The sequence below is a fragment of the Caballeronia cordobensis genome (assembly GCF_001544575.2).
Lineage (GTDB): Bacteria > Pseudomonadota > Gammaproteobacteria > Burkholderiales > Burkholderiaceae > Caballeronia > Caballeronia cordobensis.
Genome location: NZ_FCNY02000037.1, coordinates 1 through 21,125, shown reverse-complemented (window position 1 = coordinate 21,125; position 21,125 = coordinate 1). Strand labels below are relative to the sequence as shown.

At 61.0% G+C, this 21,125-nt stretch carries 17 protein-coding genes; 14 read left to right on the top strand and 3 right to left on the bottom strand.

Annotation, left to right across the window (positions count from 1 at the left end; genetic code table 11):
- Nucleotides 1-282 precede the first annotated feature (282 nt).
- From AWB70_RS36540 to AWB70_RS36510, 7 genes are all read left to right on the top strand, one after another.
- Complete coding sequence (locus AWB70_RS36540; RefSeq protein WP_053568834.1) at nt 283-2,652, top strand: type I restriction-modification system subunit M; 2,370 nt, start codon at nt 283-285, stop codon at nt 2,650-2,652.
- Nucleotides 2,652-4,079 (top strand): restriction endonuclease subunit S, encoded by a 1,428-nt coding sequence (locus tag AWB70_RS36535; protein ID WP_053568835.1) that lies wholly within the window; start codon nt 2,652-2,654, stop codon nt 4,077-4,079. The genes AWB70_RS36540 and AWB70_RS36535 overlap by 1 nt, the downstream gene beginning before the upstream one ends.
- Complete coding sequence (locus AWB70_RS36530; protein ID WP_053568836.1) at nt 4,066-5,130, top strand: PDDEXK nuclease domain-containing protein; 1,065 nt, start codon at nt 4,066-4,068, stop codon at nt 5,128-5,130. Before AWB70_RS36535 ends, AWB70_RS36530 begins: the two co-directional genes overlap by 14 nt.
- A complete protein-coding gene (locus AWB70_RS36525) occupies nt 5,127-8,195 on the top strand; it encodes a type I restriction endonuclease subunit R (protein WP_053568837.1) in 3,069 nt (1,022 codons plus the stop codon). The genes AWB70_RS36530 and AWB70_RS36525 overlap by 4 nt, the downstream gene beginning before the upstream one ends.
- A 152-nt stretch (nt 8,196-8,347) precedes the next feature.
- Complete coding sequence (locus AWB70_RS36520) at nt 8,348-8,650, top strand: DUF3761 domain-containing protein (RefSeq protein ID WP_143281746.1); 303 nt, start codon at nt 8,348-8,350, stop codon at nt 8,648-8,650.
- A 155-nt stretch (nt 8,651-8,805) separates the two neighbouring features.
- Entirely contained in the window at nt 8,806-10,473 is a 1,668-nt protein-coding gene (gene ettA / locus AWB70_RS36515; protein WP_014192375.1) for an energy-dependent translational throttle protein EttA, read from the top strand.
- Nucleotides 10,474-10,594: 121 nt separating this feature from the next.
- Complete coding sequence (locus AWB70_RS36510) at nt 10,595-11,722, top strand: DUF748 domain-containing protein (RefSeq protein WP_053568838.1); 1,128 nt, start codon at nt 10,595-10,597, stop codon at nt 11,720-11,722.
- Between the two features lie 6 nt (nt 11,723-11,728).
- On the opposite strand, the gene AWB70_RS36505 is transcribed toward AWB70_RS36510, so the two are convergent.
- The 3 genes from AWB70_RS36505 to AWB70_RS36495 all read right to left on the bottom strand — a co-directional run bounded on the left by AWB70_RS36505 (nt 11,729) and on the right by AWB70_RS36495 (nt 14,557).
- On the bottom strand, nt 11,729-12,352 hold the full coding sequence (locus AWB70_RS36505; protein ID WP_053568839.1) for an HAD family hydrolase: 624 nt from the start codon (nt 12,350-12,352) through the stop codon (nt 11,729-11,731).
- A 19-nt stretch (nt 12,353-12,371) separates the two neighbouring features.
- Nucleotides 12,372-14,159: an aminopeptidase P family protein gene (locus tag AWB70_RS36500; protein ID WP_374730277.1), complete on the bottom strand. Its 1,788-nt coding sequence runs from the start codon at nt 14,157-14,159 to the stop codon at nt 12,372-12,374.
- Nucleotides 14,160-14,284: 125 nt separating this feature from the next.
- Entirely contained in the window at nt 14,285-14,557 is a 273-nt protein-coding gene (locus AWB70_RS36495) for a hypothetical protein (protein ID WP_053568841.1), read from the bottom strand.
- A 269-nt stretch (nt 14,558-14,826) separates the two neighbouring features.
- On the opposite strand from AWB70_RS36495, the gene AWB70_RS36490 reads away from it, so the two are divergent.
- The 7 genes from AWB70_RS36490 to AWB70_RS36460 all read left to right on the top strand — a co-directional run bounded on the left by AWB70_RS36490 (nt 14,827) and on the right by AWB70_RS36460 (nt 21,016).
- Nucleotides 14,827-15,645 (top strand): glycosyltransferase family 2 protein, encoded by an 819-nt coding sequence (locus tag AWB70_RS36490; protein ID WP_053568842.1) that lies wholly within the window; start codon nt 14,827-14,829, stop codon nt 15,643-15,645.
- Nucleotides 15,646-15,835: 190 nt separating this feature from the next.
- Nucleotides 15,836-17,131, top strand: a complete 1,296-nt coding sequence (hemA, locus tag AWB70_RS36485; RefSeq protein WP_014192381.1) for a glutamyl-tRNA reductase — start codon at nt 15,836-15,838, stop codon at nt 17,129-17,131.
- A gap of 100 nt (nt 17,132-17,231) precedes the next feature.
- Nucleotides 17,232-18,314: a peptide chain release factor 1 gene (gene prfA, locus AWB70_RS36480; RefSeq protein WP_014192382.1), complete on the top strand. Its 1,083-nt coding sequence runs from the start codon at nt 17,232-17,234 to the stop codon at nt 18,312-18,314.
- On the top strand, nt 18,311-19,132 hold the full coding sequence (gene prmC / locus AWB70_RS36475) for a peptide chain release factor N(5)-glutamine methyltransferase (protein ID WP_053568843.1): 822 nt from the start codon (nt 18,311-18,313) through the stop codon (nt 19,130-19,132). Before prfA ends, prmC begins: the two co-directional genes overlap by 4 nt.
- Nucleotides 19,133-19,208: 76 nt before the next feature.
- Nucleotides 19,209-19,520, top strand: coding sequence for a Grx4 family monothiol glutaredoxin (gene grxD, locus AWB70_RS36470; RefSeq protein WP_053568844.1), 312 nt, complete (start codon nt 19,209-19,211; stop codon nt 19,518-19,520).
- 13 nt (nt 19,521-19,533) lie between these two features.
- On the top strand, nt 19,534-20,136 hold the full coding sequence (locus AWB70_RS36465) for a UbiX family flavin prenyltransferase (RefSeq protein WP_053568845.1): 603 nt from the start codon (nt 19,534-19,536) through the stop codon (nt 20,134-20,136).
- A 94-nt stretch (nt 20,137-20,230) separates the two neighbouring features.
- Nucleotides 20,231-21,016, top strand: coding sequence for a DODA-type extradiol aromatic ring-opening family dioxygenase (locus tag AWB70_RS36460; RefSeq protein WP_053568846.1), 786 nt, complete (start codon nt 20,231-20,233; stop codon nt 21,014-21,016).
- The last annotated feature ends 109 nt before the right edge of the window (nt 21,017-21,125 follow it).

Sequence of the window (21,125 nt, the reverse complement as noted above, 5' to 3'; positions counted from 1 at the left end):
ATTTAGTTATTCCTGTTGCGGTGAAAAGCGGAGTCCCTGATAAAGGGATTCCGCTTTTTTTCGCCTCCATTTTTTGCTGTTGAAGCGCAGCAGAATTTCCAATTCTCGCGGCGATGCCTCGAATCCTTCCAGCAATGTGAGGCGACAACTGCGGATTTTACAATTTAGTATTACTTAAGTAATTGCGATGTTGGATGCAATGCGAGATCGAAAGTCGCTGCTTTTTCTCAATTGACTTTTCCTCGCCTGTAGAAGCAATTTCGAATTAGAACTAAAGCGCCGATGACGCAGACACGACAACAAGACCAAAGCCAAATCAAGTGGGTAGCCGATTTCATCTGGAGCATTGCCGACAACCGCCTGCGCGACGTCTACGTGCGTGGTAAGTACCGCGACGTGATCCTCCCGTTCACCGTGCTGCGGCGAATCGATGCGGTGCTGGAGCCAACCAAACAGGCGCTCCTGGAACGCAAAACATTGCTAGACACCGCCGGAGTGGCGAACCAGGACGGTGCGCTCCAGGCCGCTGCCGGGCAAGCCTTCTATAACGTTTCCGAATTCACGTTAGCCAAACTCAAGGCCAGCGCCGCCGGGCAGCGCCTGCGCGAAGACTTTATCGCTTACCTGGACGGCTTCTCGCCAAACGTGCGAGAAATCCTCACCAAGTTCAATTTCCGCAACCAGATCCAGAAGCTCGTCGATGCCCACATCCTGGGTTATCTGATCGAGGACTTCCTCGATCCTGACGTCAATCTTTCGCCTCTGCCGGTCAAGGACGCCGACGGACGTATCAAGCTGCCGGCGCTCGACAACCACGGTATGGGGACCGCGTTCGAGGAGTTGATCCGCCGCTTCAACGAAGAAAACAACGAGGAAGCGGGTGAGCACTTCACCCCACGCGATGTGGTCGAACTCATGGCCAAGTTGCTTTTCCTGCCGGTGGCCGACCGCATCGAATCTTCAACCTATTCGCTCTACGACGGCTCCTGCGGCACCGGCGGCATGCTTACGGTTGCGGAAGAAGCCTTGAAGGAACTGGCCGAGCAGCACGGAAAGGACGTTTCCATCCATCTCTTCGGGCAGGAAATCAGCGACGAAACCTACGCTATCTGCAAGGCCGATCTGCTGTTGAAAGGTGAAGGCGCGGAGGCGGAGAACATCGTCGGAGGTGCGGACAAGTCCACGCTATCCGCCGATCAATTCCGCGGCCGCGAATTCGATTTCATGATCTCGAATCCGCCTTATGGCAAGAGCTGGAAAACCGATCTGGAGCGCATGGGCGGCAAGAAGGAATTCAACGACCCTCGCTTCGTCGTCAAACACGGTAGCGACGCCGAGTTCAGACTCACCACCCGTTCCAGCGACGGGCAGCTCATGTTCCTGGTGAACAAGCTGTCCAAGATGAAGCACGACACCGCGCTCGGGAGCCGGATCGCCCTCGTTCACAACGGCTCTGCCCTGTTCACTGGTGACGCGGGCCAAGGCGAAAGCGACATCCGGCGCTGGGTGCTGGAGAACGACTGGCTGGAAGCCATCATCGCCCTGCCGCTCAACATTTTCTACAACACCGGTATCGCCACGTACATCTGGGTACTGGCCAACAAGAAGTCCGACCACCGGAAGGGCAAAGTGCAGTTGATCGATGCGAGCAAGTGGTACGCGCCGATGCGACGCAACCTTGGCAAGAAAAACTGCGAGTTGGCGGAGAACGATATTCAGCGCATCGTCGATCTCTACTTGGGCAAGCGGAAGGAGACCGCGCAGTCCAAGTGGTTCGACACGCAGGACTTCGGGTACTGGAAGATCACCGTCGAGCGCCCGCTGCGTCTGAAGAGCCAGCTGAAGAACAGCGTCATCGATACCCTGCGCTTCGCCAGCGGCGATGAGGCGTTGCGCGAAGAGATCTACGCTCAGCACGGCGACGGGCTCTATACCGATTTCGCCAAGTTGAAGCCTGAGATAGAGGCGTGGCTTAAGGGCGACGGCGAAGACGAAGACGCCGCCGAGGACAACGACGAAGACAGTGCCCCATCCAAAAAGGCCGTACCGGAGAAACGCCGTAGGAAGCTGCTGGACGCCGCGACGTGGCAGCGCGACAAGACGCTGTTCGATCTGGCGCAACTGGCACAGAAGGATTTGGGCCAAGCCGTGTTTGACGACCACAACGTCTTCCGCGCCAGGTTCGATGCGGCGATGAAAGTACACGACAAAAAACTTAGCGCTGGAGACAAGAAAGCCATTCTCAAGGCAGTGAGTTGGCGCGACGACGCCGCGCCGCCAGTGATCGCCAAACGCACAAAGCTAACGAAGAGCGATCACTTCAAGCGCGGCTTCGACGGTGTATATCTGGAAACGGTGGGTAAGGATCGCTTCATGGTCGAGTACGAACCCGACAGCGATCTGCGCGATACCGAACAGGTGCCGTTGAAGGAAACGGGCGGCATCGACGCATTCTTCGAGCGCGAAGTGCTGCCACACGCGCCGGATGCATGGATCGACGGTGAAAAGACTCAGATCGGCTACGAGATTTCCTTCGCCCGTTATTTCTATCAGCCCGTGCCGCTGCGTTCCCTTGAAGCGATTCGCGCGGACATTCTGAAGATGGAACGGCAGACCGAAGGGTTGCTGAACAAGATCGTGAGAGTGGCGTGATGAAACAGCAACTACTTCCGCACACCGAATACAAGAGTTCTGGCTTGCCGTGGGTCGGAAAGATCCCTGCGCATTGGGAAACTCGGAGAAATCGTTTCTTGTTCCGTGAGATTGATCGCCGTTCCATGCGCGGCGATGAAACGCACCTCTCCATGAGTCAAGTGCACGGTCTTGTGCCGAGTAAAAATCTAACTCGCAAGAGCCTCCAATCGGCGACTTATGCAGGCGGCAAGCTTGTTGCTGAACATGATTTGGTGCTGAACCGCCTGAAGGCACATCTCGGTGTTTTTGCCAGAGCAAAGCAAACTGGCGTGGTCAGTCCCGACTACACCGTCCTACGGCCCAATGGCATCGTTTCTGTTCGCTATTGCGAATCGCTGTTCAGGACGCCGATGTACATCGCAGAGTTTCGGCGACGGACGAAAGGCATTGTCGAAGGCTTCTGGCGGCTCTACACGGATGACTTCTACGACGTGTCGGCCTTAATTCCGCCGCCTGAGGAGCAAAACCAGATCGTTGCCTACCTGCGGGTGCAGGACGCGCATATAGCTCGCTTTATCAAAGCCAAGCGCGAGCTCATCGGGCTGCTTACCGAACAGAATTTGCGCATCATCGACCAAGCTGTCACGCGTGGTATCGATGCATCCGTCAAGCTCAAGCCTTCTGGCATCGGATGGCTGGGGGACGTGCCGGAACATTGGGAAATCGCTTCCATCAAGCACGTGGTGGATGTGCGTCTTAGTGGCGTGGACAAGCACTCGCATGAGGACGAAACACCGGTTCGTCTGTGCAACTACACCAACGTCTACAAGAACGACCGCATTACCAACGACGTGGACTTAATGCGCGCCACGGCAACGACGGCGGAAATCGCCCGCCTCACGCTGAAGGCGGGCGATGTCATTATCACCAAGGATTCGGAAACGCCCGACGATATCGGTGTTCCTGCATGGGTGCCAGAGGACCTTCCCGGTGTTATTTGCGCTTACCATCTCGGCCTGCTGCGTCCGGAGCCGAAACGTGTAGTAGGAGAATTCCTGTTTCGCGCTATCGGTTCGACACGCATTGCACAGCAGTTCCACGTTCTCGCCACTGGCGTCACACGCTTTGCGCTCGGCAAACATGACGTTAAGAATGCCGTTATCCCGCTGCCGCCCAAGTTGGAAGAGCAGCAAGCTATCTGCCGCTGGATCGCCGACGAATGTCAGCCGCTTGACGAAGCCATCGCCCGCGCCGAAGCCGAAATCACCCTCATCCGCGAATACCGCGACCGTCTGATCTCCGACGCCGTTACCGGCCAGATCGACCTGCGCGACTGGCGACCAGGCCCGGACGACGAGGTCGGCGACGGCGACCTCGCCGCCCTCGATGATGGAGACGATGAGGTGTGCAGCACCGACGAAGAGGACGCCGATGGCAACGAATAAAAAGTCCTCCCGCAAAATACTCGCACCGACTGTGCGAGAAACCAGCACGCCGAACGACTACACGGCGTTGCTGGCCGAGATAAAGACACGAATCCAGTCCGCACAGTACGCGGCGCTGCGCGCGGTCAACAAGGAGTTGGTCGGCCTGTACTGGGATATCGGGCGGCTGATCGTGGAACGCCAAAAGAGCAGCGGCTGGGGCAAAGCCGTAGTGGCGCAACTTGCCGCAGACCTTCAGACGGATTTCCCGGGAACAGGTGGATTTTCAGCCTCCAATCTGTGGCGAATGAAGGGCTTCTTCGAGACCTACAGGGGCACTGAAAAACTCGCACCGCTGGTGCGAGAAATCGGGTGGAGTCACAACCTGATCATCCTCGAGCGCTGCAAGGACCCGCCGGAGCGCGAGTTCTACCTGCGGATGACGCGCAAGTTCGGTTGGTCGAAGAACGTGCTTGCACACCAGATCGACAACCAGAGCTACGAAAAATCGCTGCTGGGCCAGACAAATTTCGACAAGACGCTGACCCCAGCCCTCCGCGCGCAAGCGAAGCTGGCAGTGAAGGACGAATACGCCTTCGATTTTCTCGAACTAGGCGAGCAGCACAGCGAACGCGAACTGGAGCGCGCACTGATCACCCGCATCGAGGATTTCCTGCGCGCAATGGGCGGCATGTTCGCCTTCATGGGCAGCCAGTATCGGCTTGAGGTAGAAAGTAAGGAATACTTGATTGATTTGCTGCTGTTCCACCGCCGCCTGCGCGCACTCGTGGCCATCGAATTGAAGATCGGCGAGTTCGAGCCGGAGTTCGTAGGCAAGATGCAGTTCTATCTCGCCGCGCTGGACGCCCAGGTTCGACAGGAGGACGAGAACCCGTCCATCGGCATCATCCTGTGCAAGGAGAAGAAGCGCACGATCGTTGAGTATGCCCTGCTCGACGCGCGCAAGCCCATCGGCGTGGCGACCTACGAAATCACCAAGAAACTGCCGAGGAAGCTGAAGAACCAGTTGCCGTCGCCCGAAGCCATCGTCCGTCTGCTGGAGAGCATATGAAACCATCCGACACCAGTGAGAGAGAGCTGGAACGGTTGATCGTCCGCCATCTGGCGGGTATCAGTGAGCACTCTCCCGCTCCCACCGATACCTTGGGTCCCGCGGCTGTGTATGAATCTGGCGGTTATGTGCTGGGACGCGCATCCGATTTCAATCGTGATGTGGCTTTGGACATCGCACAACTGTTGGCCTTTCTACAAGCCACACAGCCCAATGCGGTGGAAGCGCTGGAATTGGCGCACGAGGGCATCAAGCGCACGCAATTCCTGCACCGGTTACAGGGCGAAATTACCAAGCGCGGCGTGGTGGACGTATTGCGCAAGGGCGCGAGCCACGGGCCGGTGACAGTCGATCTCTATAAGCTGTTGCCCACGCCGGGAAACGCAAACGCCGCCGAGGCATTTGACAGGAATATCTTCAGCGTCACCCGGCAGGTGCGCTACAGCAACGATTCCGGCAACGAGCTCGATCTGGTGATCTTCATCAATGGCCTGCCGGTGCTGACCTTCGAGTTGAAGAATTCGCTGACCAAGCAAACGGTAGCCGATGCCATCGTCCAATACGAGACGACGCGCAATCCGCAGGAACTGCTTTTTCAACCGGGACGGTGCGTCGCCCACTTGGCGGTGGACGATGCCGAGGTGTATTTCTGCACCGAGTTGAAAGGCAAAACATCGTGGTTCCTGCCGTTTAATCAAGGCTGGAATAGCGGAGCGGGCAATCCGCTCAACCCGAAAGGATTGAAGACCGATTACCTCTGGAAGCGGGTGCTGACGAAGCAATCGCTGGCCAATATCATCGAAAGCTTTGCTCAGATTGTGGTGGAAGAAGAGACCGACGTTGCCACAAATCGAAAGAAGAAAAAGCGCAAACCGGTGTTTCCACGTTTTCATCAGTTGCACACCGTGCGCGCCCTGCTACGCCTGGTGAGTAAGGACGGAGTTGGCAAGCGGTACTTGATCCAGCACTCGGCGGGCAGCGGCAAGAGCAACACCATTGCGTGGCTCGCGCACCAGTTGGTGGAGTTTCGTACTAGCGGCGATCCGACAGCGCCGCTGTTCGATTCCATCATTGTCATCACGGATCGGCGCGCGCTTGACAGCCAAATCGCGCGCACCATCAAGGCCTACGACCATGTCGCCTCAATCTTCGGTCACTCCGACAACGCCCAGGAACTGCGCGACTACCTGCGCCGGGGCAGGAAAATCATCGTCACCACGGTGCAGAAATTTCCTTTCATCCTTGATGAACTGGGCGACCTGTCCAGCAGGAAATTCGCGCTGCTGATCGACGAGGCGCATTCCAGCCAAGGCGGAAAGACGACGGCCAAGATGCACGAAGCGCTTTCCGGCAAGTCAGAAGAGGAAGCCTTTGAGGAAGATGCGACGCAGGACACGGTGAACGTGGAAATCGAGAAGCGCATCCGATCGCGGCGAATGCTGTCCAACGCCAGCTACTTCGCCTTCACCGCCACGCCCAAGAATAAGACGCTGGAGTTGTTCGGCGAGAGAATCGTAATCGGCAACGACGTGCGCTTTCGAGCGCCTGAGGAATTGACCTACACCACCAAGCAAGCGATTCAGGAGGGATTCATCCTCGACGTGATCGCTCACTACACCACGGTGGATAGCTTCTACCACGTCGCGAAGACAGTGGAGGACGATCCGGATTTCGACAAGGCGCGGGCGCTAAAGAAGATTCGCCACTACGTCGAATCGCACGACAAAGCCATTCGCAGCAAGACAGAGATCATGGTCGATCATTTTCTTGCTCAAGTGATTGGGGCCAGGAAGATCGGCGGCAAGGCGCGGGCAATGATCGTCTGTAATGGCATCTCGCGGGCCATCGAGTACTGGCGCCAAGTGTCGAGCTACCTTGAACAGATCAAGAGCCCCTTTAAAGCTATCGTCGCTTACTCCGGCGAGTTCGAGACGAAAACAGAGGCAAACCTCAACGATTTCCCGAGCAAGGATATTCCGGACAAGTTCAGACAAGACCCATATCGCTTTCTGATCGTCGCCAACAAGTTCGTCACGGGGTTTGACGAACCGCTCCTACACACGATGTATGTAGACAAGAAGCTCGCGGGCGTACAGGCGGTGCAGACGCTGTCGCGCTTGAATCGCGCGCATCCGCAGAAGCACGACACCTTCGTGCTCGACTTCGCCGACAACGCGGAGGCGGTCAAAGCGGCGTTCCAGGACTACTACCGCGCGACGATCCAGATTGGCGAAACCGACGCTAACAAGCTGCACGACCTGAAAGCCGACCTCGACGGCAAGCAGGTGTATAGCTGGCAGCAGGTGGAGGAACTGGTCACGCTGTATCTCAGCGGCTCCGAGCGCGACCGGCTCGATCCCATCCTCGATAGCTGCGTCGAAGAATATAAGGCAAACCTGAACGAGAACAGCCAGGTTGAGTTCAAGGGGAAGGCCAAGACTTTCGTGCGTAGCTATGGCTTCCTCGCTGCGATTCTCAGCTACGGCCATTTCACGTGGGAGAAGCTGTCGATATTCCTGAATTTCTTGATCCCGAAGCTGCCAGCACCGGAAGAGCAAGACCTATCGAAGGGCGTGCTCGAATCCATCGACATGGACAGCTATCGCGTTGAAGCGCGGGCTGCGCTCAAGATGACGATGGACGACACCGATGCTGCAGTCGAACCCGCTCCATGGGAAGGTGGCAATGGCAAGAGCGAGCCGGAAATCGACACGCTGTCGAACATCCTCAAGACTTTCAATGACCTATTCGGCAACATCAAATGGAAGGATGCGGACAGAATCGCTAAAGTCATCGCCGAAGAAATTCCAGTGAGTGTGGCGCAGGACAAGGCCTATCTGAACGCACAGGCGAACTCCGATCGTCAGAACGCCAAATTGGAGCACGACAAGGCACTCAATCGCGTCATGCTGGAACTACTGTCTGACTATACGGAGCTGTTCAAGCAGTACAGCGACAACCCGAGCTTCAGACGCGATCTGACAAACATGATGTTCGACTTGACATACCACAAGAGCCATTCCCATGAAGCGCGCGGAAGCAAGCAAATGAGAGGGCACATTTAACCGTCAAGCAATACCTCAACGCCGCTTGCCTCGTAAAGCGGACTACGCGATTGAGGGGCTCCGCTCTTTTCTTGAGCGGACGAGACGTCGTGTATCGACGCGCTCGATACGAACGATCGAGAGAACAACAACAAATGAAGAGCCTCACACCGATGCGCGCACTGCGCGCCTTCGCCATCACCGCGCTCGTCGTGGCCAACGCCGCGTGGACACCTGACGCGTTCGCTTATCGCGGCAACGCCTACCAGTATCAACCGCAACCCGACGAATCCGACCTCGATTCCCACGGCCACTACATCAACCGCGACGGCAACTCCGTCCACTCGCCCGCGCACTCCCGCTCCGGCGCCGTTCCGCAGGGCGCGACCGCCCAATGCCGCGACGGCACCTACAGCTTCAGCCAGCACCACAGCGGCACATGCTCCCGCCACGGCGGCGTAGCGAGCTGGCAGTGACCGATAAGTGACCGGCCGCACCGCGAAGTACAATGCGACTTGATCCCGCCCGCGCCGCCTGACGCCGCCTCGGGAATGCGCGCCAGACCGCGCCACCGACCCGCATCGAACGCAGGACGTTCGCATCCTCCATCACACCATCACAGACACTGGACATGGCCCAATACGTCTTCACCATGAACCGCGTCGGCAAGATCGTCCCGCCGAAGCGTCAGATCCTGAAAGACATCTCCCTCTCGTTCTTCCCCGGCGCGAAGATCGGCCTGCTCGGGCTGAACGGTTCGGGCAAATCCACGCTGATCCGCATCATGGCCGGCGTCGACAAGGACATCGAAGGCGAAGCCACGCCGATGCCGAATCTGAACATCGGCTACCTGCCGCAGGAACCGCAGCTCGATCCGCAGCAGACCGTGCGTGAAGCCGTCGAACAAGGTCTCGGCGATGTCTTCGAAGCGCAGAAAAAGCTCGACGAAATCTACGCTGCCTACGCCGAACCCGACGCAGACTTCGACAAGCTCGCCGCCGAACAGGCGAAATACGAAGCCATTCTCGCGACGAGCGACGGCGGCAGCCCCGAGCAACAGCTCGAAGTCGCCGCGGACGCGCTGCGCCTGCCCGCGTGGGACGCGAAAATCGAACACCTGTCGGGCGGTGAAAAGCGCCGCGTCGCGCTCTGCAAGCTGCTGCTGCAAAAGCCCGACATGCTGCTGCTCGACGAACCGACCAACCACCTCGACGCCGAATCCGTCGAGTGGCTCGAACAGTTCCTGACGCGCTATCCGGGCACGGTCGTCGCGGTCACGCACGATCGCTACTTCCTCGATAACGCCGCCGAATGGATTCTCGAACTCGACCGCGGCCACGGCATTCCGTGGAAGGGCAACTATTCGAGCTGGCTCGATCAGAAAGAAGATCGCCTGAAGCAGGAAGAAGCGAGCGAATCCGCGCGTCAGAAAGCCATCAAGAAAGAACTCGAATGGGTGCGCCAGAATCCGAAGGGACGTCAGGCGAAATCGAAGGCGCGTATCGCGCGATTCGAGGAGCTCAACAGCCAGGAATATCAGAAGCGCAACGAAACGCAGGAAATCTTCATTCCGGTCGGCGACCGGCTCGGCAATGAAGTCATCGAGTTCAAGAACGTCAGCAAGGCGTATGGCGATCGCCTGCTCATCGACAATCTGAGCATGAAGATTCCGGCCGGCGCGATCGTCGGCATCATCGGGCCGAACGGCGCGGGTAAGTCCACGCTCTTCCGCATGCTGACGGGCAAGGAGCAGCCGGATTCGGGCGAAATCGTCAAAGGACCGACGGTCAAGCTCGCGTACGTCGATCAGAGCCGCGACGCGCTCGGCGGCGATAAAACCGTCTTCGAGGAAATCTCCGGCGGGGCGGATGTCCTCACGGTCGGCAAGTACGAAACGCCGTCGCGCGCGTATATCGGCCGCTTCAACTTCAAGGGCGGCGATCAGCAAAAGCTCGTCGGGAATCTGTCGGGCGGCGAGCGCGGGCGGCTGCATCTCGCGAAGACGCTGATCGCGGGCGGCAACATGCTGCTGCTCGACGAGCCGTCAAACGATCTCGACGTCGAAACGCTGCGCGCGCTCGAAGACGCGCTGCTCGAATTCGCCGGCTCGGTGATGGTGATCTCGCACGATCGCTGGTTTCTCGACCGCATCGCGACGCACATCCTCGCGTTCGAGGGCGATTCGCACGTCGAATTCTTCGATGGCAACTATCAGGAATACGAGGCCGACAAGCGCAAGCGTCTCGGCGAAGAGGCCGCGAAGCCGAAGCGTCTGCGCTACAAGCCGATCACGCGCTAAGCTCTGAAGAAAAGGCCTATGCGGGCGCGCGCACCGACATCAGGCACAAAAGTGGCGACTGTGTACGACGCAGTCGCCGCTTTTTTTTCGAGCGGACATCGATAAGAGGAGACACACGCAGATGGCGGGATCGAGCGCGCAGCGGGGAGCGCTTTGGGCAATCGGGATCGTCGTGGCGCTCGCCGTCTTAAGCATCGGCGGCTGGCTCTTCGTCGTGCATCAGATGAAGGAGCGCATCATCGAGACGCTCGGCCCGAACGGTTCGGTCGAGGAAATCGATGTCGGCTTCGGTCATGTGACGCTCTCGCGCGTGCGCCTGCGCGGCCCGAAAGACTGGCCGACTAACGACGCGATGCGCGCCGAACGCATCGTGCTCGACGTCGACATGCAGTCGCTCATATCCAGACCGATTCATCTGCGCAGCGTGAGCGTCGATAATTACTACCTGTCGATCGTTCGCTCGGCCGATGGGCGCGTGCGCATTCTGCCGGGCCTCAAGGAAACCGCGAGCGAAGCCGATGCCAGGCCTGGAAATACGGAACGCGAAAAGCACGCGCAAGAAGAAAAGCTGATCGATCGCGTGTCGTTCGAGCGCGGTTCGATGGAGTTCTACGACAGCACCGTGCAGAATCCGCCGTACCGCGTGCTGATCGGCGATGCGCGCGCCACGGTCGAACATATTCGCCTGCCCGCCCTCACCGACCGCACCGAACTCACGATGACCGGCTCTATCAAAGGCCCGTCGCACACGGGCACTGTGACCTGGGGCGGCTGGATGATCATCGCGAACAAGGATTCGCAGACGCGCGCGACACTGCGCAATGTCGATGTCGCGACGCTCGATCCGTATCTGCTGAAGAAAGCGGGCGCGAAGGCCGCGGTGACGGGCGGCACCATCGACATGGTCGTCGACGCCACCGTGAAGGACTACCGCATCCACGCGCCGGGCACGCTCACGCTGAATCACCTGCAGATCAGCGATACGGGTAATCCGCTCGACACCTTCCTCTCGATTCCGACCAAGGCCGCGATCGCCGCGCTGAGCAATCGCAAGGAACAGATCAAGCTCGATTTCGTGCTCGACGGCGATTTGCGCGATCCGAAGTTCTCGCTCAACGAAAGTCTGTCGAAGAAGCTCGCGGCGGGTTTCGCGAAGGCGCTCGGCGTGAGCGCGGAAGGCGTCGCGCGCGGTGCCGGCGATACGGTGCGGGGCATCGGCAACGCGCTGAAGAATCTTTTGGGGCAGTAGCGCGCCTCAGAGCGGCAGCGCCAGTTCCCGCAGCTTCGTCTCCGTTTCCAGCGCGCCGGTGTAGTGAACGCCGTGCCAGCCGAGCGCGGTCGCGGCTTGCGCGTTATTCAGGTTGTCGTCGATGAAAACGAGTTCCTCCGGCTGGATGCCCGGCAGATGCCGTTCGATCTCCGCGTGCATCAGGCCGAAAATCCGCGGATCGGGCTTGACGAGACCGACGCGCCCCGACACGACGATTTCGCGAAACTTGCGCAGCACGTCGAAGCGGTCCCACGCGTACGGAAACGTCTCAGCCGACCAGTTCGTCAGCCCGAAAAGCGGCACGCGCGCCGCCTCCAGCCGATCGACGAGCGCCACGCCCTCTTCGAGCACGCCCGACACCATCTCCGGCCAGCGCGCGTAGAACGCGCGGATCAGCGCTTCGTGCCCGGGATGAAGCGCGATCAGCTCGGCGGTGCCTTCCTCGATGGTCTGCCCGCCGTCCTGCTGCACGACCCATTCCATCTTGCAGACGTTGTCGAGAAACCAGCGGCGCTCGGTTTCGTCGGGAATCAGCTGCTTGTAGAGATACTCGCGATTCCAGTCGATGAGCACGCCGCCGAAATCGAACACGACTGCTTTGATGGTCATGAGTCGCCGCTCCTGTCGATCAAACCGCCTGCGTCCGCGCTTCGAGCCAGGCCAGCGCCTTGCCCGACACATGCGGCGACACGCGCGCGCGCACCGTCGCGTGATACGCGTTGAGCCACGCGCGCTCGTCCTCGCGCATCAGCGACAGGTCGATGCAGCGTGTATCGATCGGACACAGCGTCAGCGTTTCGAATTCAAGGAAATCGCCGAACTCGGTTTTGCCGGCAGGCTGGTTCATCACCAGATTTTCAATGCGGATGCCCCACTTGCCCGGCCGATAGATGCCCGGCTCGATCGATGTGATCATGCCCTCTTCCATCGCCGTCCACGGTTCGGCGGGCGCGTAGTGCGAGATCACTTGCGGCCCTTCGTGCACGTTCAAAAAGTAGCCGACGCCGTGCCCCGTGCCGTGACCGTAGTCCGCGCCCGCTTCCCAGATCGGCGCGCGGGCGATCGAATCGAGCATCGGCGAGCGGATGCCGCGCGGAAAGCGCGCGCGCGACAGCGCAATCGTGCCTTTGAGCACGGTCGTGAAATCGCGCCGGTGTTCCGCGCCGATCTCGCCGATGGGCACGACACGCGTGATATCCGTCGTGCCGCTCAGATACTGGCCGCCGGAATCGATCAGCAGCAAGCCGTTGCCTTCGATCACCGCGTGCGACGCCGCGGTCGCGCGGTAATGCGGCATCGCGCCGTTCGCGTTGAAACCGGCAATCGTGCCGAAACTCAACGTGACGAAGCCCGGCCGGCGCGCGCGCGCAGCGGTCAGCTTCTCGTCGATCGTCAATTCGGTAATGCGTTCGCGGCCGAGCGCCTCCTCGAACCACGCGAAGAATTCGGCGAGCGCGGCGCCGTCCTGCTCCATCGTCGCGCGAATATGTTCCGCTTCCGCCGCCGTTTTACGCGATTTCGCGAACGTCGACGGATTCACCGCCTCGACGATTTTCACGGTCGCGGGCACTTTCTCCAGCAAGCCGTGCGTGATGCGGCGCGGGTCGATCAAAAGCGTCGAGCCCGCCGGCAGCGACGCAAGCGCGTCGGGCGCGCCGGCGTATGCGGCGACGCGCACGCCATCGCGTGCGAGCGATTCGACGAGCGTGGCCGGAACCTTGCCATCGGCGACGAAGAGCGTCGCATCATCGAGCCCGATGAGCGCATGCGCGACGAACACCGGGTTGTAGCTCACGTCGCCGCCGCGCAGGTTGAAAAGCCAGGCGAGATCGTCGAGCGTGGACACGAAGTGCCATTGCGCGCCTTTTGCGCGCATCGTCTCGCGCACGGTCGCGAGCTTCGAGGCGCGCGCGACGCTCGCATGCGGCGCGGCGTGTTCGTAGACGGGCGCTTCCGGCAATCCGGGACGCGCCGGCCACACCGCATCCAGCACATCGAGGTCGGTGCGCAACACGATGCCGCGCGCGCTCAGCGCATCGGACAAGGCGCGCGCCGCCGCGACGCCGAGCACGGCGCCATCGACCGCGACGGTCGCGCCCGCCGGCACGTTTTCCGCAAGCCAGTCGATATGCGGCGCGGTCTGCTGGCCGCCCATCATCTTCATCAGTTCGATGCCGGTGCCGGCGAGTTGCGTCTCGGCCTGCATCCAATAACGGCTGTCCACCCAAACGCCCGCGAAATCCGCCGTCACCACGAGCGTGCCGACCGAGCCGGTGAAGCCCGAAAGCCATTGGCGTCCCTGCCAGCGTTCGGGCAGATATTCGGAAAGATGCGGGTCCGCGGAGGGAATGAGCACGGCGGCGAGCTTGTCGCGCGCCATCTGGCTGCGCAGCGACTCGATGCGTCGCGCGAACATGGCGGGTTCCGGAATGGCTGAATCTGCGATGCGATCGTTCATGAAATCACCTGCTTGAAAGCCCGCGTGGGGCGCGAAGAGCACGCGGGCGGCGAGGATCGCTCACCGCCCGCCAGATAAAGAGATCAGCGGCGCGCCGCCAGCCCGACCGTCGCCGTTACGACGATGAGCGCGAAGACCGAGCACGCCAGCCATTCGAGCGTATCGCCGTCGTGATACACATCGACGATATTACCCAGCATGCGCGCGACGACCGTCGCCAGTATGCCAGCCGCGACGGCCGTCCAGATGCGGCCGGCCGGACCGCGCGCGACGCGGCCCGCACGCCGCAGCGGATGCAGCCACCAGCCCGCCGCGCCGATGACCGCGCCGAGAAAAATCAACCCGATCCAGCCCATCAGCGGTGGAACTCCGGCAAATTCGATCTGCTGCTGAGCGGAACACTTCGGTTGACAGGCATGGCTCGGAAATCTCGGTGACGCGATTAGCGGATGAGTTTAGGGGCCGGATTTGGCGATGGCAAGACTCGGACCTTTGCCTGCCGCCAGGCGCTTTGCCTTCGACACGAACCCGTCGGCGTTGGCGATCGATCTATGATTTTTCCGATTTTCGCGAATTCCTTCGCCTGCTACCTTCGAACGCCGGCAACATCACACGTTCGATTCATATGACAGAAAACCATCTGATATCGCTGCGCGGCCTCGAACTGATCATTTCGTATCGCGGTCGCAGCGAGGAGAGGCGCAATAACTTGCGCGGCGTTCTGCGGCATCTGAACCGCACGTACTCGGATTATCAGGTCTGGCTGATCGAGGCCGACGCCACGCCCACATTCAATTGGTCCGAATTCGGCGATCCGAAGATCAGGCATGTCTTCGTGCACGACACCGGCCCTTTTCCGAAAGCGCGGCTCGTCAATCTCGGCGCCCTCATGGCGAAAAGCCCGATTATCTGCATGCACGACGCCGATATGATCGCCAATCCGTTCTACTTCAGCGCCGCGCTCAACGCGCTCATGGACGAAGATAAAAGCGACGTACTCTGCCCGTTCATGCGCGTGCTGAACGTTTCGGGCGGCCTGCGCGAGTCGTTCATCGAATCGGGCGATTTCAGCCAGTTGGCGCCGTTTCTCGATGGTGAACCGCCCGCCGATATCAATACGCTGTACGTCAGCACGCCGGGCGCGATCAACCTGTTCAGGCGCACGGAATTCATTCGCGTCGGCGGCCTCGACCCTGTTTTCGTGGGATGGGGCGGCGAAGACGACGATCTGCTGCTTCGCGCCGGACGGCTCGGCGTGCGCTGGCATTCGTTCGGCGACCCGCATGCCGCGCTTTTCCATCTGAATCACGATTCCGCCTCGCGCGAGCAGTCGTTCGACGAAGAAGATATCGCAAGGAACCGTCAGCTCGCCTTTCGAACGGGCGATGTCACGATCGGCGAACTGGAAGCGCGCGCCGTCGAATTGTCGAAGTATTTCCGCTGAAAACCGCGCCGCGGCCTACTGTCACAGGCCTCAGGCAGCGGTTCGCCGCAGCCGCCGAGTGCCCCGCGGCGCGGGCTCTCGCGCTGCTCGCGCCCCAAATGCCACCTATAAATGAAGAAATACGCAAAAGGCTATAATATTGGGCTATCTGAAAGGCCATCGGCTTAGGCCCAAAGCATCGTCCAAAACAATGCAGCTCCTCACGATCGGAATCAATCACCACACTGCGCCTGTCGCCTTGCGCGAACGCGTGGCGTTTCCGGTCGAGCAGCTCAAACCCGCCCTCGGCGCGCTGAAGGACATCTGGCTGGGGCCGCTCGCGAAGGTATCGCCCGAGGCGGCGATTCTTTCGACCTGCAACCGCACCGAACTCTACTGCGCCACCGACGACTCCGCCGCCCGCGAAGCCGCGATCCAGTGGCTCTCGAAGTATCACCACATTCCCGTCCCCGAACTTGCGCCGCACGTGTATGCGCTGCCGCAGTCGGAAGCGGTGCGCCACGCGTTCCGCGTCGCGTCGGGACTGGATTCGATGGTGCTCGGCGAGACGCAAATCGTCGGACAAATGAAGGATGCCGTGCGCACGGCGTCCGAAGCCGGCGCGCTCGGCACGTATCTCAATCAGTTGTTCCAGCGCACCTTCGCCGTCGCGAAGGAAGTGCGCACGACGACCGAAATCGGCGCGCAGTCCGTGTCGATGGCCGCCGCCGCCGTGCGTCTCGCGCAGCGCATCTTTGAAGACGTCGCAAGCCAGCGCGTGCTGTTCATCGGCGCGGGCGAAATGATCGAGCTGTGCGCCACGCACTTCGCCGCGCAGAATCCGCGTGAACTGGTCATCGCGAACCGCACCGCCGAGCGCGGCGAAAAACTCGCCGGCCGCTTCAATGGCCGCGCGATTCCGCTCTCCGAACTGCCCGCGCGCATGCACGAGTTCGACATCATCGTGTCGTGCACGGCGTCGACGCTGCCGATCATCGGGCTCGGCGCGGTCGAGCGTGCGGTGCGGGCGCGCCGTCATCGGCCGATCTTCATGGTCGATCTCGCCGTGCCGCGCGACATCGAACCGGAAGTCGGCGATCTGAAAGACGTGTTCCTCTACACCGTCGACGACCTCGGCGCGATCGTGCGCGAAGGCAACGCGTCGCGTCAGGCCGCAGTCGCACAGGCCGAGGCGATCATCGAGACGCGCGTCGCCAATTTCATGCAGTGGCTCGACGCGCGCAGCATCGTGCCGGTCATCCGCCACATGCATACGCAGGCCGACTCGCTGCGCCGTGCCGAACTCGAACGCGCGCGCAAGATGCTCGCGCGCGGCGACGACCCCGCGGCCGTTCTGGAAGCGCTGTCGCAATCGCTCACGAACAAGCTGATTCACGGCCCGACGCACGCGCTCAACCGTGCGACGCGCGAGGAGCGCGGCCAGCTCATCGACCTGATGAGCGGCTTCTATCGCCACGGCTCGCCGTCCGATTCGTCGGAACGTTAGCGGCCTTCTCTTTGCTATTCTCCAATGCCACGCGCGACCAGCGCGGCGGCATCCTTCGAATTCGCAGTTTCTCAGGAGCACCGAGCTCCTTCTCCGCCCGATGAAAACGAGCATGCAAAGCAAGCTCGACCAGCTTGCAAAACGGCAGGTCGATCTCAACGATTTGTTGAGCCGCGAAGATGTGACGTCCGATATGGACCAATATCGCAAGCTCACGCGCGAGCACGCGGAAATCAGCCCGATCGTCGACCAATACGCGCTCTGGCGTCAGGCGCTCACCGATGAAGCGACCGCGCAGGACCTGCTCGCCGATCCGTCCATGCGCGATTTCGCCGAAGAGGAAATCGGCGAGGCGCGCGAGCGCATGACGAAGATCGAAAGCGATTTGCAGACCATGCTGCTGCCGAAAGATCCGAACGACGAACGCAACATCTTCATCGAAATTCGCGCGGGCACGGGCGGCGACGAATCGGCGCTGTTCGCGGGCGATCTGCTGCGCATGTATCTGCGCTACGCGGAACGCAATCGCTGGACGGCCGAAACGATGTCGGAGAGCGTGTCCGATCTCGGCGGCTACAAGGAAGTGATCGTTCGTATCGCCGGGCAAGGCGCGTATTCGCGGCTCAAGTTCGAATCGGGCGGGCATCGCGTGCAGCGCGTCCCGGCGACGGAAACGCAGGGGCGCATCCACACGTCCGCGTGCACGGTCGCCGTCATGCCCGAAGCCGATGAAATCAGCGAAGTCGTGATCAATCCGGCGGATTTGCGCATCGACACGTTCCGCGCGTCGGGCGCGGGCGGGCAGCACATCAACAAGACGGATTCCGCCGTGCGCGTGACGCACTTGCCAACGGGCATCGTCGTCGAATGTCAGGACGACCGTTCGCAGCACAAGAACAAGGACCGGGCGCTCAAGGTGCTCGCCGCGCGCATCAAGGACAAGCAGTATCACGAGCAGCACGCGAAGGAAGCCGCGACGCGCAAGAGCCTGATCGGCTCGGGCGACCGCTCGGAGCGCATCCGCACGTACAACTTCCCGCAAGGGCGCATGACGGATCACCGCATCAATCTGACGCTCTACAAGCTCGAATACATCATGGACGGCGATATCGACGAACTCATCGGCGCGCTGGTGTCCGAGCATCAGGCGGAGCAGTTGGCGGCGCTCGGGGAAGCGGAGTGACGGTTGCCGATTTGCTGCGCGCGTCGCCGCTGCCGCCACTCGAAGCGCGCATTCTGTTGATGCACGTGCTCGGATGGCGGCGCACGGAACTCATCACGCGCGATCTTCTACCGCTTTCGGAAGACGCTGTCGCGCGATTCGGCGCGCTGTCGGCGCGGCGTCTGGCGGGCGAGCCGATCGCGCAACTCACCGGCAAGCGCGAATTCTTCGGACTCGAATTCGACGTCACGCCGGATGTGCTGATTCCCCGCCCGGAAACCGAATTACTCGTGGAACTCGCGCTCGAAGTCATTGCCGATACGCCGAACGCGCGCGTGCTCGATCTCGGCACGGGCACGGGCGCGATCGCGGTGTCGATCGCGCATGCGCGGCCCGATGCACGCGTGTGGGCTGTGGATCGCTCGGACGCTGCCTTGCACATCGCGCGAGGAAACGGCGCGCGCCTTCTGACTGAAAACGCGGTGACGTTCATGCAAAGCGACTGGACGGCGAACATCGATTCGTCGCTGCGGTTCGACGTGATCGTCAGCAATCCGCCGTACATCGCAAGCGACGACCCGCATCTCGAACAAGGCGATTTGCGCTTCGAGCCGCGCGGCGCGCTCACCGACGACGCCGACGGTTTGTCGGCGATTCGCACGATCATCGAGACCGCGCCGTCTCTCTTCGCGAACCGCGGTGCGTTGTGGCTGGAGCACGGCTACGATCAGGCCGAAGCCGTGCGCGGCCTGCTGAACGCCCGCGGCTTCACCGATGTCCGCTCGATGCGCGATCTCGCCGGCATCGAACGCTGTTCGGGCGGTGTTTTCGCCGCGTGAGCCGGCCTCCGCCCGCGCAATCGAAATCCGCTATTATTTCCAGAACTCTCACCGAAATCTCAAGCGCAGGAACGTCATGGATACGCAAGAACGCATCAAGCAAATCGTCGATCAAAACGCGGTCGTCCTCTTCATGAAGGGCACGGCGCAATTCCCGATGTGCGGCTTCTCCGGCCGCGCGATTCAACTGCTCAAGGCATGCGGCGTCGATCAGATCAAGACGGTGAACGTCCTGGAAGACGACGAGATCCGCCAAGGCATCAAGGAATTCTCCAACTGGCCGACCATTCCGCAGCTTTACGTGAACGGCGAGTTCATCGGCGGCTCGGACATCATGATGGAGATGTATCAATCGGGCGAACTGCAACAGCTCTTCGCCGCAGCCTGAGTTTCTACCGCACGTGAGCGCGCCCGCCGCCGCAAATCGACGACTCATCGTCGCGATTACCGGAGCAACGGGCGCCATTTACGGCGTGCGTCTGCTCGAGACGCTGCGCAAGCTTGGCGGCGTCGAGACGCATCTGCTCGTGTCCAGCGCCGGCTGGCTCAATATCCAGCACGAACTCGATCTCGACAAGGCCGCCGTCCACGCGCTGGCCGATGTCGTTCATAGTGTGCGCGACGTCGGTGCGAGCATTGCCTCGGGCTCCTTCGCCACCGACGGCATGGTCATCGCGCCCTGCTCCATGCGCACGCTCGCGAGCGTCGCGCACGGTCTTTCCGACAGTCTCATCACCCGCGCCGCCGACGTCGTGCTCAAAGAGCGCCGCCGTCTCGTGCTGCTCGTGCGCGAAACGCCGCTCAATCTCGCGCATCTGCGCAATATGACCGCCGTCACCGAAATGGGTGGCGTGATCTTCCCCCCGCTGCCGGCGTTCTATCAGAAGCCCGCGAGCATCGACGAGATGGTCGATCACACGGTCGCACGGGTTATCGATCTTTTCGGTTTTGCGCAGCCGGTGGCGACCGCGTGGCGGGGTCTGCGTAGCGAAGCGGCGGATTAGCAACAGCGGCGACACAATTCGTTGCCCCGCAAGCCGTTTATCAACGCGACTCACGGCTCTACATTGGATGGCAAATCCACCGGAATTTGCCGCCATGACCAGACTGCCTACCGTTTTCATTTCCCACGGCGCGCCCACGCTGCCGATCGACCCGTCGATGCCTTCCTCCGAGTTCGCCTCGCTGGGGCGAACACTGCCGCGCCCGCGCGCGATTTTGATGCTGTCCGCCCACTGGGGCACGGCGCAGCCCGTCGCGAGCACGGCCGAGCGGCCGGAAACGATCCATGACTTTTACGGCTTCCCGCGCGCGCTCTACGAATTGCGCTACCCGGCGCCCGGCGCGCCGGATCTCGCGAAGCGCGCCGCCGCGCTGCTCGGCGAGCAGAGCATTCCCGCAACGACCACCGATCACGGCCTCGATCACGGCGCGTGGGTGCCGATGCTGCTGATGTTCCCCGACGCCGATATTCCGGTCGCGCAACTTTCGATTCAGCCGCGACTCGACGCTGCGCATCATTTCCGCATTGGGCGCGCGCTGCGCGAATTGCGCGATGACGGCGTGATGATCGTCGGTTCCGGGCAAATCACGCACAACCTGCGCATGGCCGATTTCAGCGCGCGCCCGGAAGATGCCGATCCGCGCGTGACCGAGTTCACCGATTGGTTCGAAGCCCGCATGGCCGAACGCGATATCGACGCCCTGCTCGACTATCGCGCCCGCGCGCCGCACGCCGCGCTGATGCATCCGACCGACGAACATCTGCTGCCGGTGTTCAGCGCGCTCGGCGCGGCGGCCGACGATTACGAACTCGCGGTGCAGTCGCTCGGCACTTTCCAGCGCGCGCTCGCCATGACGAACTACGTGTTCACGGACGCCTGAGCGAAAAAAAACCGCCTGATCGCTCAGGCGGTTCAGACTGCTGACAAAGCCCTGGCTCTTGCCAGGGCTTTGTCGTTAAATGAGCGCCATGCTCAAGAAACCGACGCCT

What these genes read in the sequence shown, in the direction of transcription:
- AWB70_RS36540 (WP_053568834.1), top strand. Translation starts at nt 283, where the DNA reads ATGACGCAGACACGACAACAAGACCAAAGCCAAATCAAGTGGGTAGCC.
- AWB70_RS36495 (WP_053568841.1), bottom strand. Translation starts at nt 14,557, where the DNA reads ATGGGCTGGATCGGGTTGATTTTTCTCGGCGCGGTCATCGGCGCGGCG.
- prfA (WP_014192382.1), top strand. Translation starts at nt 17,232, where the DNA reads ATGAAAACGAGCATGCAAAGCAAGCTCGACCAGCTTGCAAAACGGCAG.
- AWB70_RS36525 (WP_053568837.1), top strand. Translation starts at nt 5,127, where the DNA reads ATGAAACCATCCGACACCAGTGAGAGAGAGCTGGAACGGTTGATCGTC.
- AWB70_RS36520 (WP_143281746.1), top strand. Translation starts at nt 8,348, where the DNA reads ATGCGCGCACTGCGCGCCTTCGCCATCACCGCGCTCGTCGTGGCCAAC.
- AWB70_RS36490 (WP_053568842.1), top strand. Translation starts at nt 14,827, where the DNA reads ATGACAGAAAACCATCTGATATCGCTGCGCGGCCTCGAACTGATCATT.
- AWB70_RS36510 (WP_053568838.1), top strand. Translation starts at nt 10,595, where the DNA reads ATGGCGGGATCGAGCGCGCAGCGGGGAGCGCTTTGGGCAATCGGGATC.
- AWB70_RS36500 (WP_374730277.1), bottom strand. Translation starts at nt 14,159, where the DNA reads ATGTTCGCGCGACGCATCGAGTCGCTGCGCAGCCAGATGGCGCGCGAC.
- hemA (WP_014192381.1), top strand. Translation starts at nt 15,836, where the DNA reads ATGCAGCTCCTCACGATCGGAATCAATCACCACACTGCGCCTGTCGCC.
- AWB70_RS36460 (WP_053568846.1), top strand. Translation starts at nt 20,231, where the DNA reads ATGACCAGACTGCCTACCGTTTTCATTTCCCACGGCGCGCCCACGCTG.
- AWB70_RS36530 (WP_053568836.1), top strand. Translation starts at nt 4,066, where the DNA reads ATGGCAACGAATAAAAAGTCCTCCCGCAAAATACTCGCACCGACTGTG.
- ettA (WP_014192375.1), top strand. Translation starts at nt 8,806, where the DNA reads ATGGCCCAATACGTCTTCACCATGAACCGCGTCGGCAAGATCGTCCCG.
- AWB70_RS36505 (WP_053568839.1), bottom strand. Translation starts at nt 12,352, where the DNA reads ATGACCATCAAAGCAGTCGTGTTCGATTTCGGCGGCGTGCTCATCGAC.
- grxD (WP_053568844.1), top strand. Translation starts at nt 19,209, where the DNA reads ATGGATACGCAAGAACGCATCAAGCAAATCGTCGATCAAAACGCGGTC.
- AWB70_RS36535 (WP_053568835.1), top strand. Translation starts at nt 2,652, where the DNA reads ATGAAACAGCAACTACTTCCGCACACCGAATACAAGAGTTCTGGCTTG.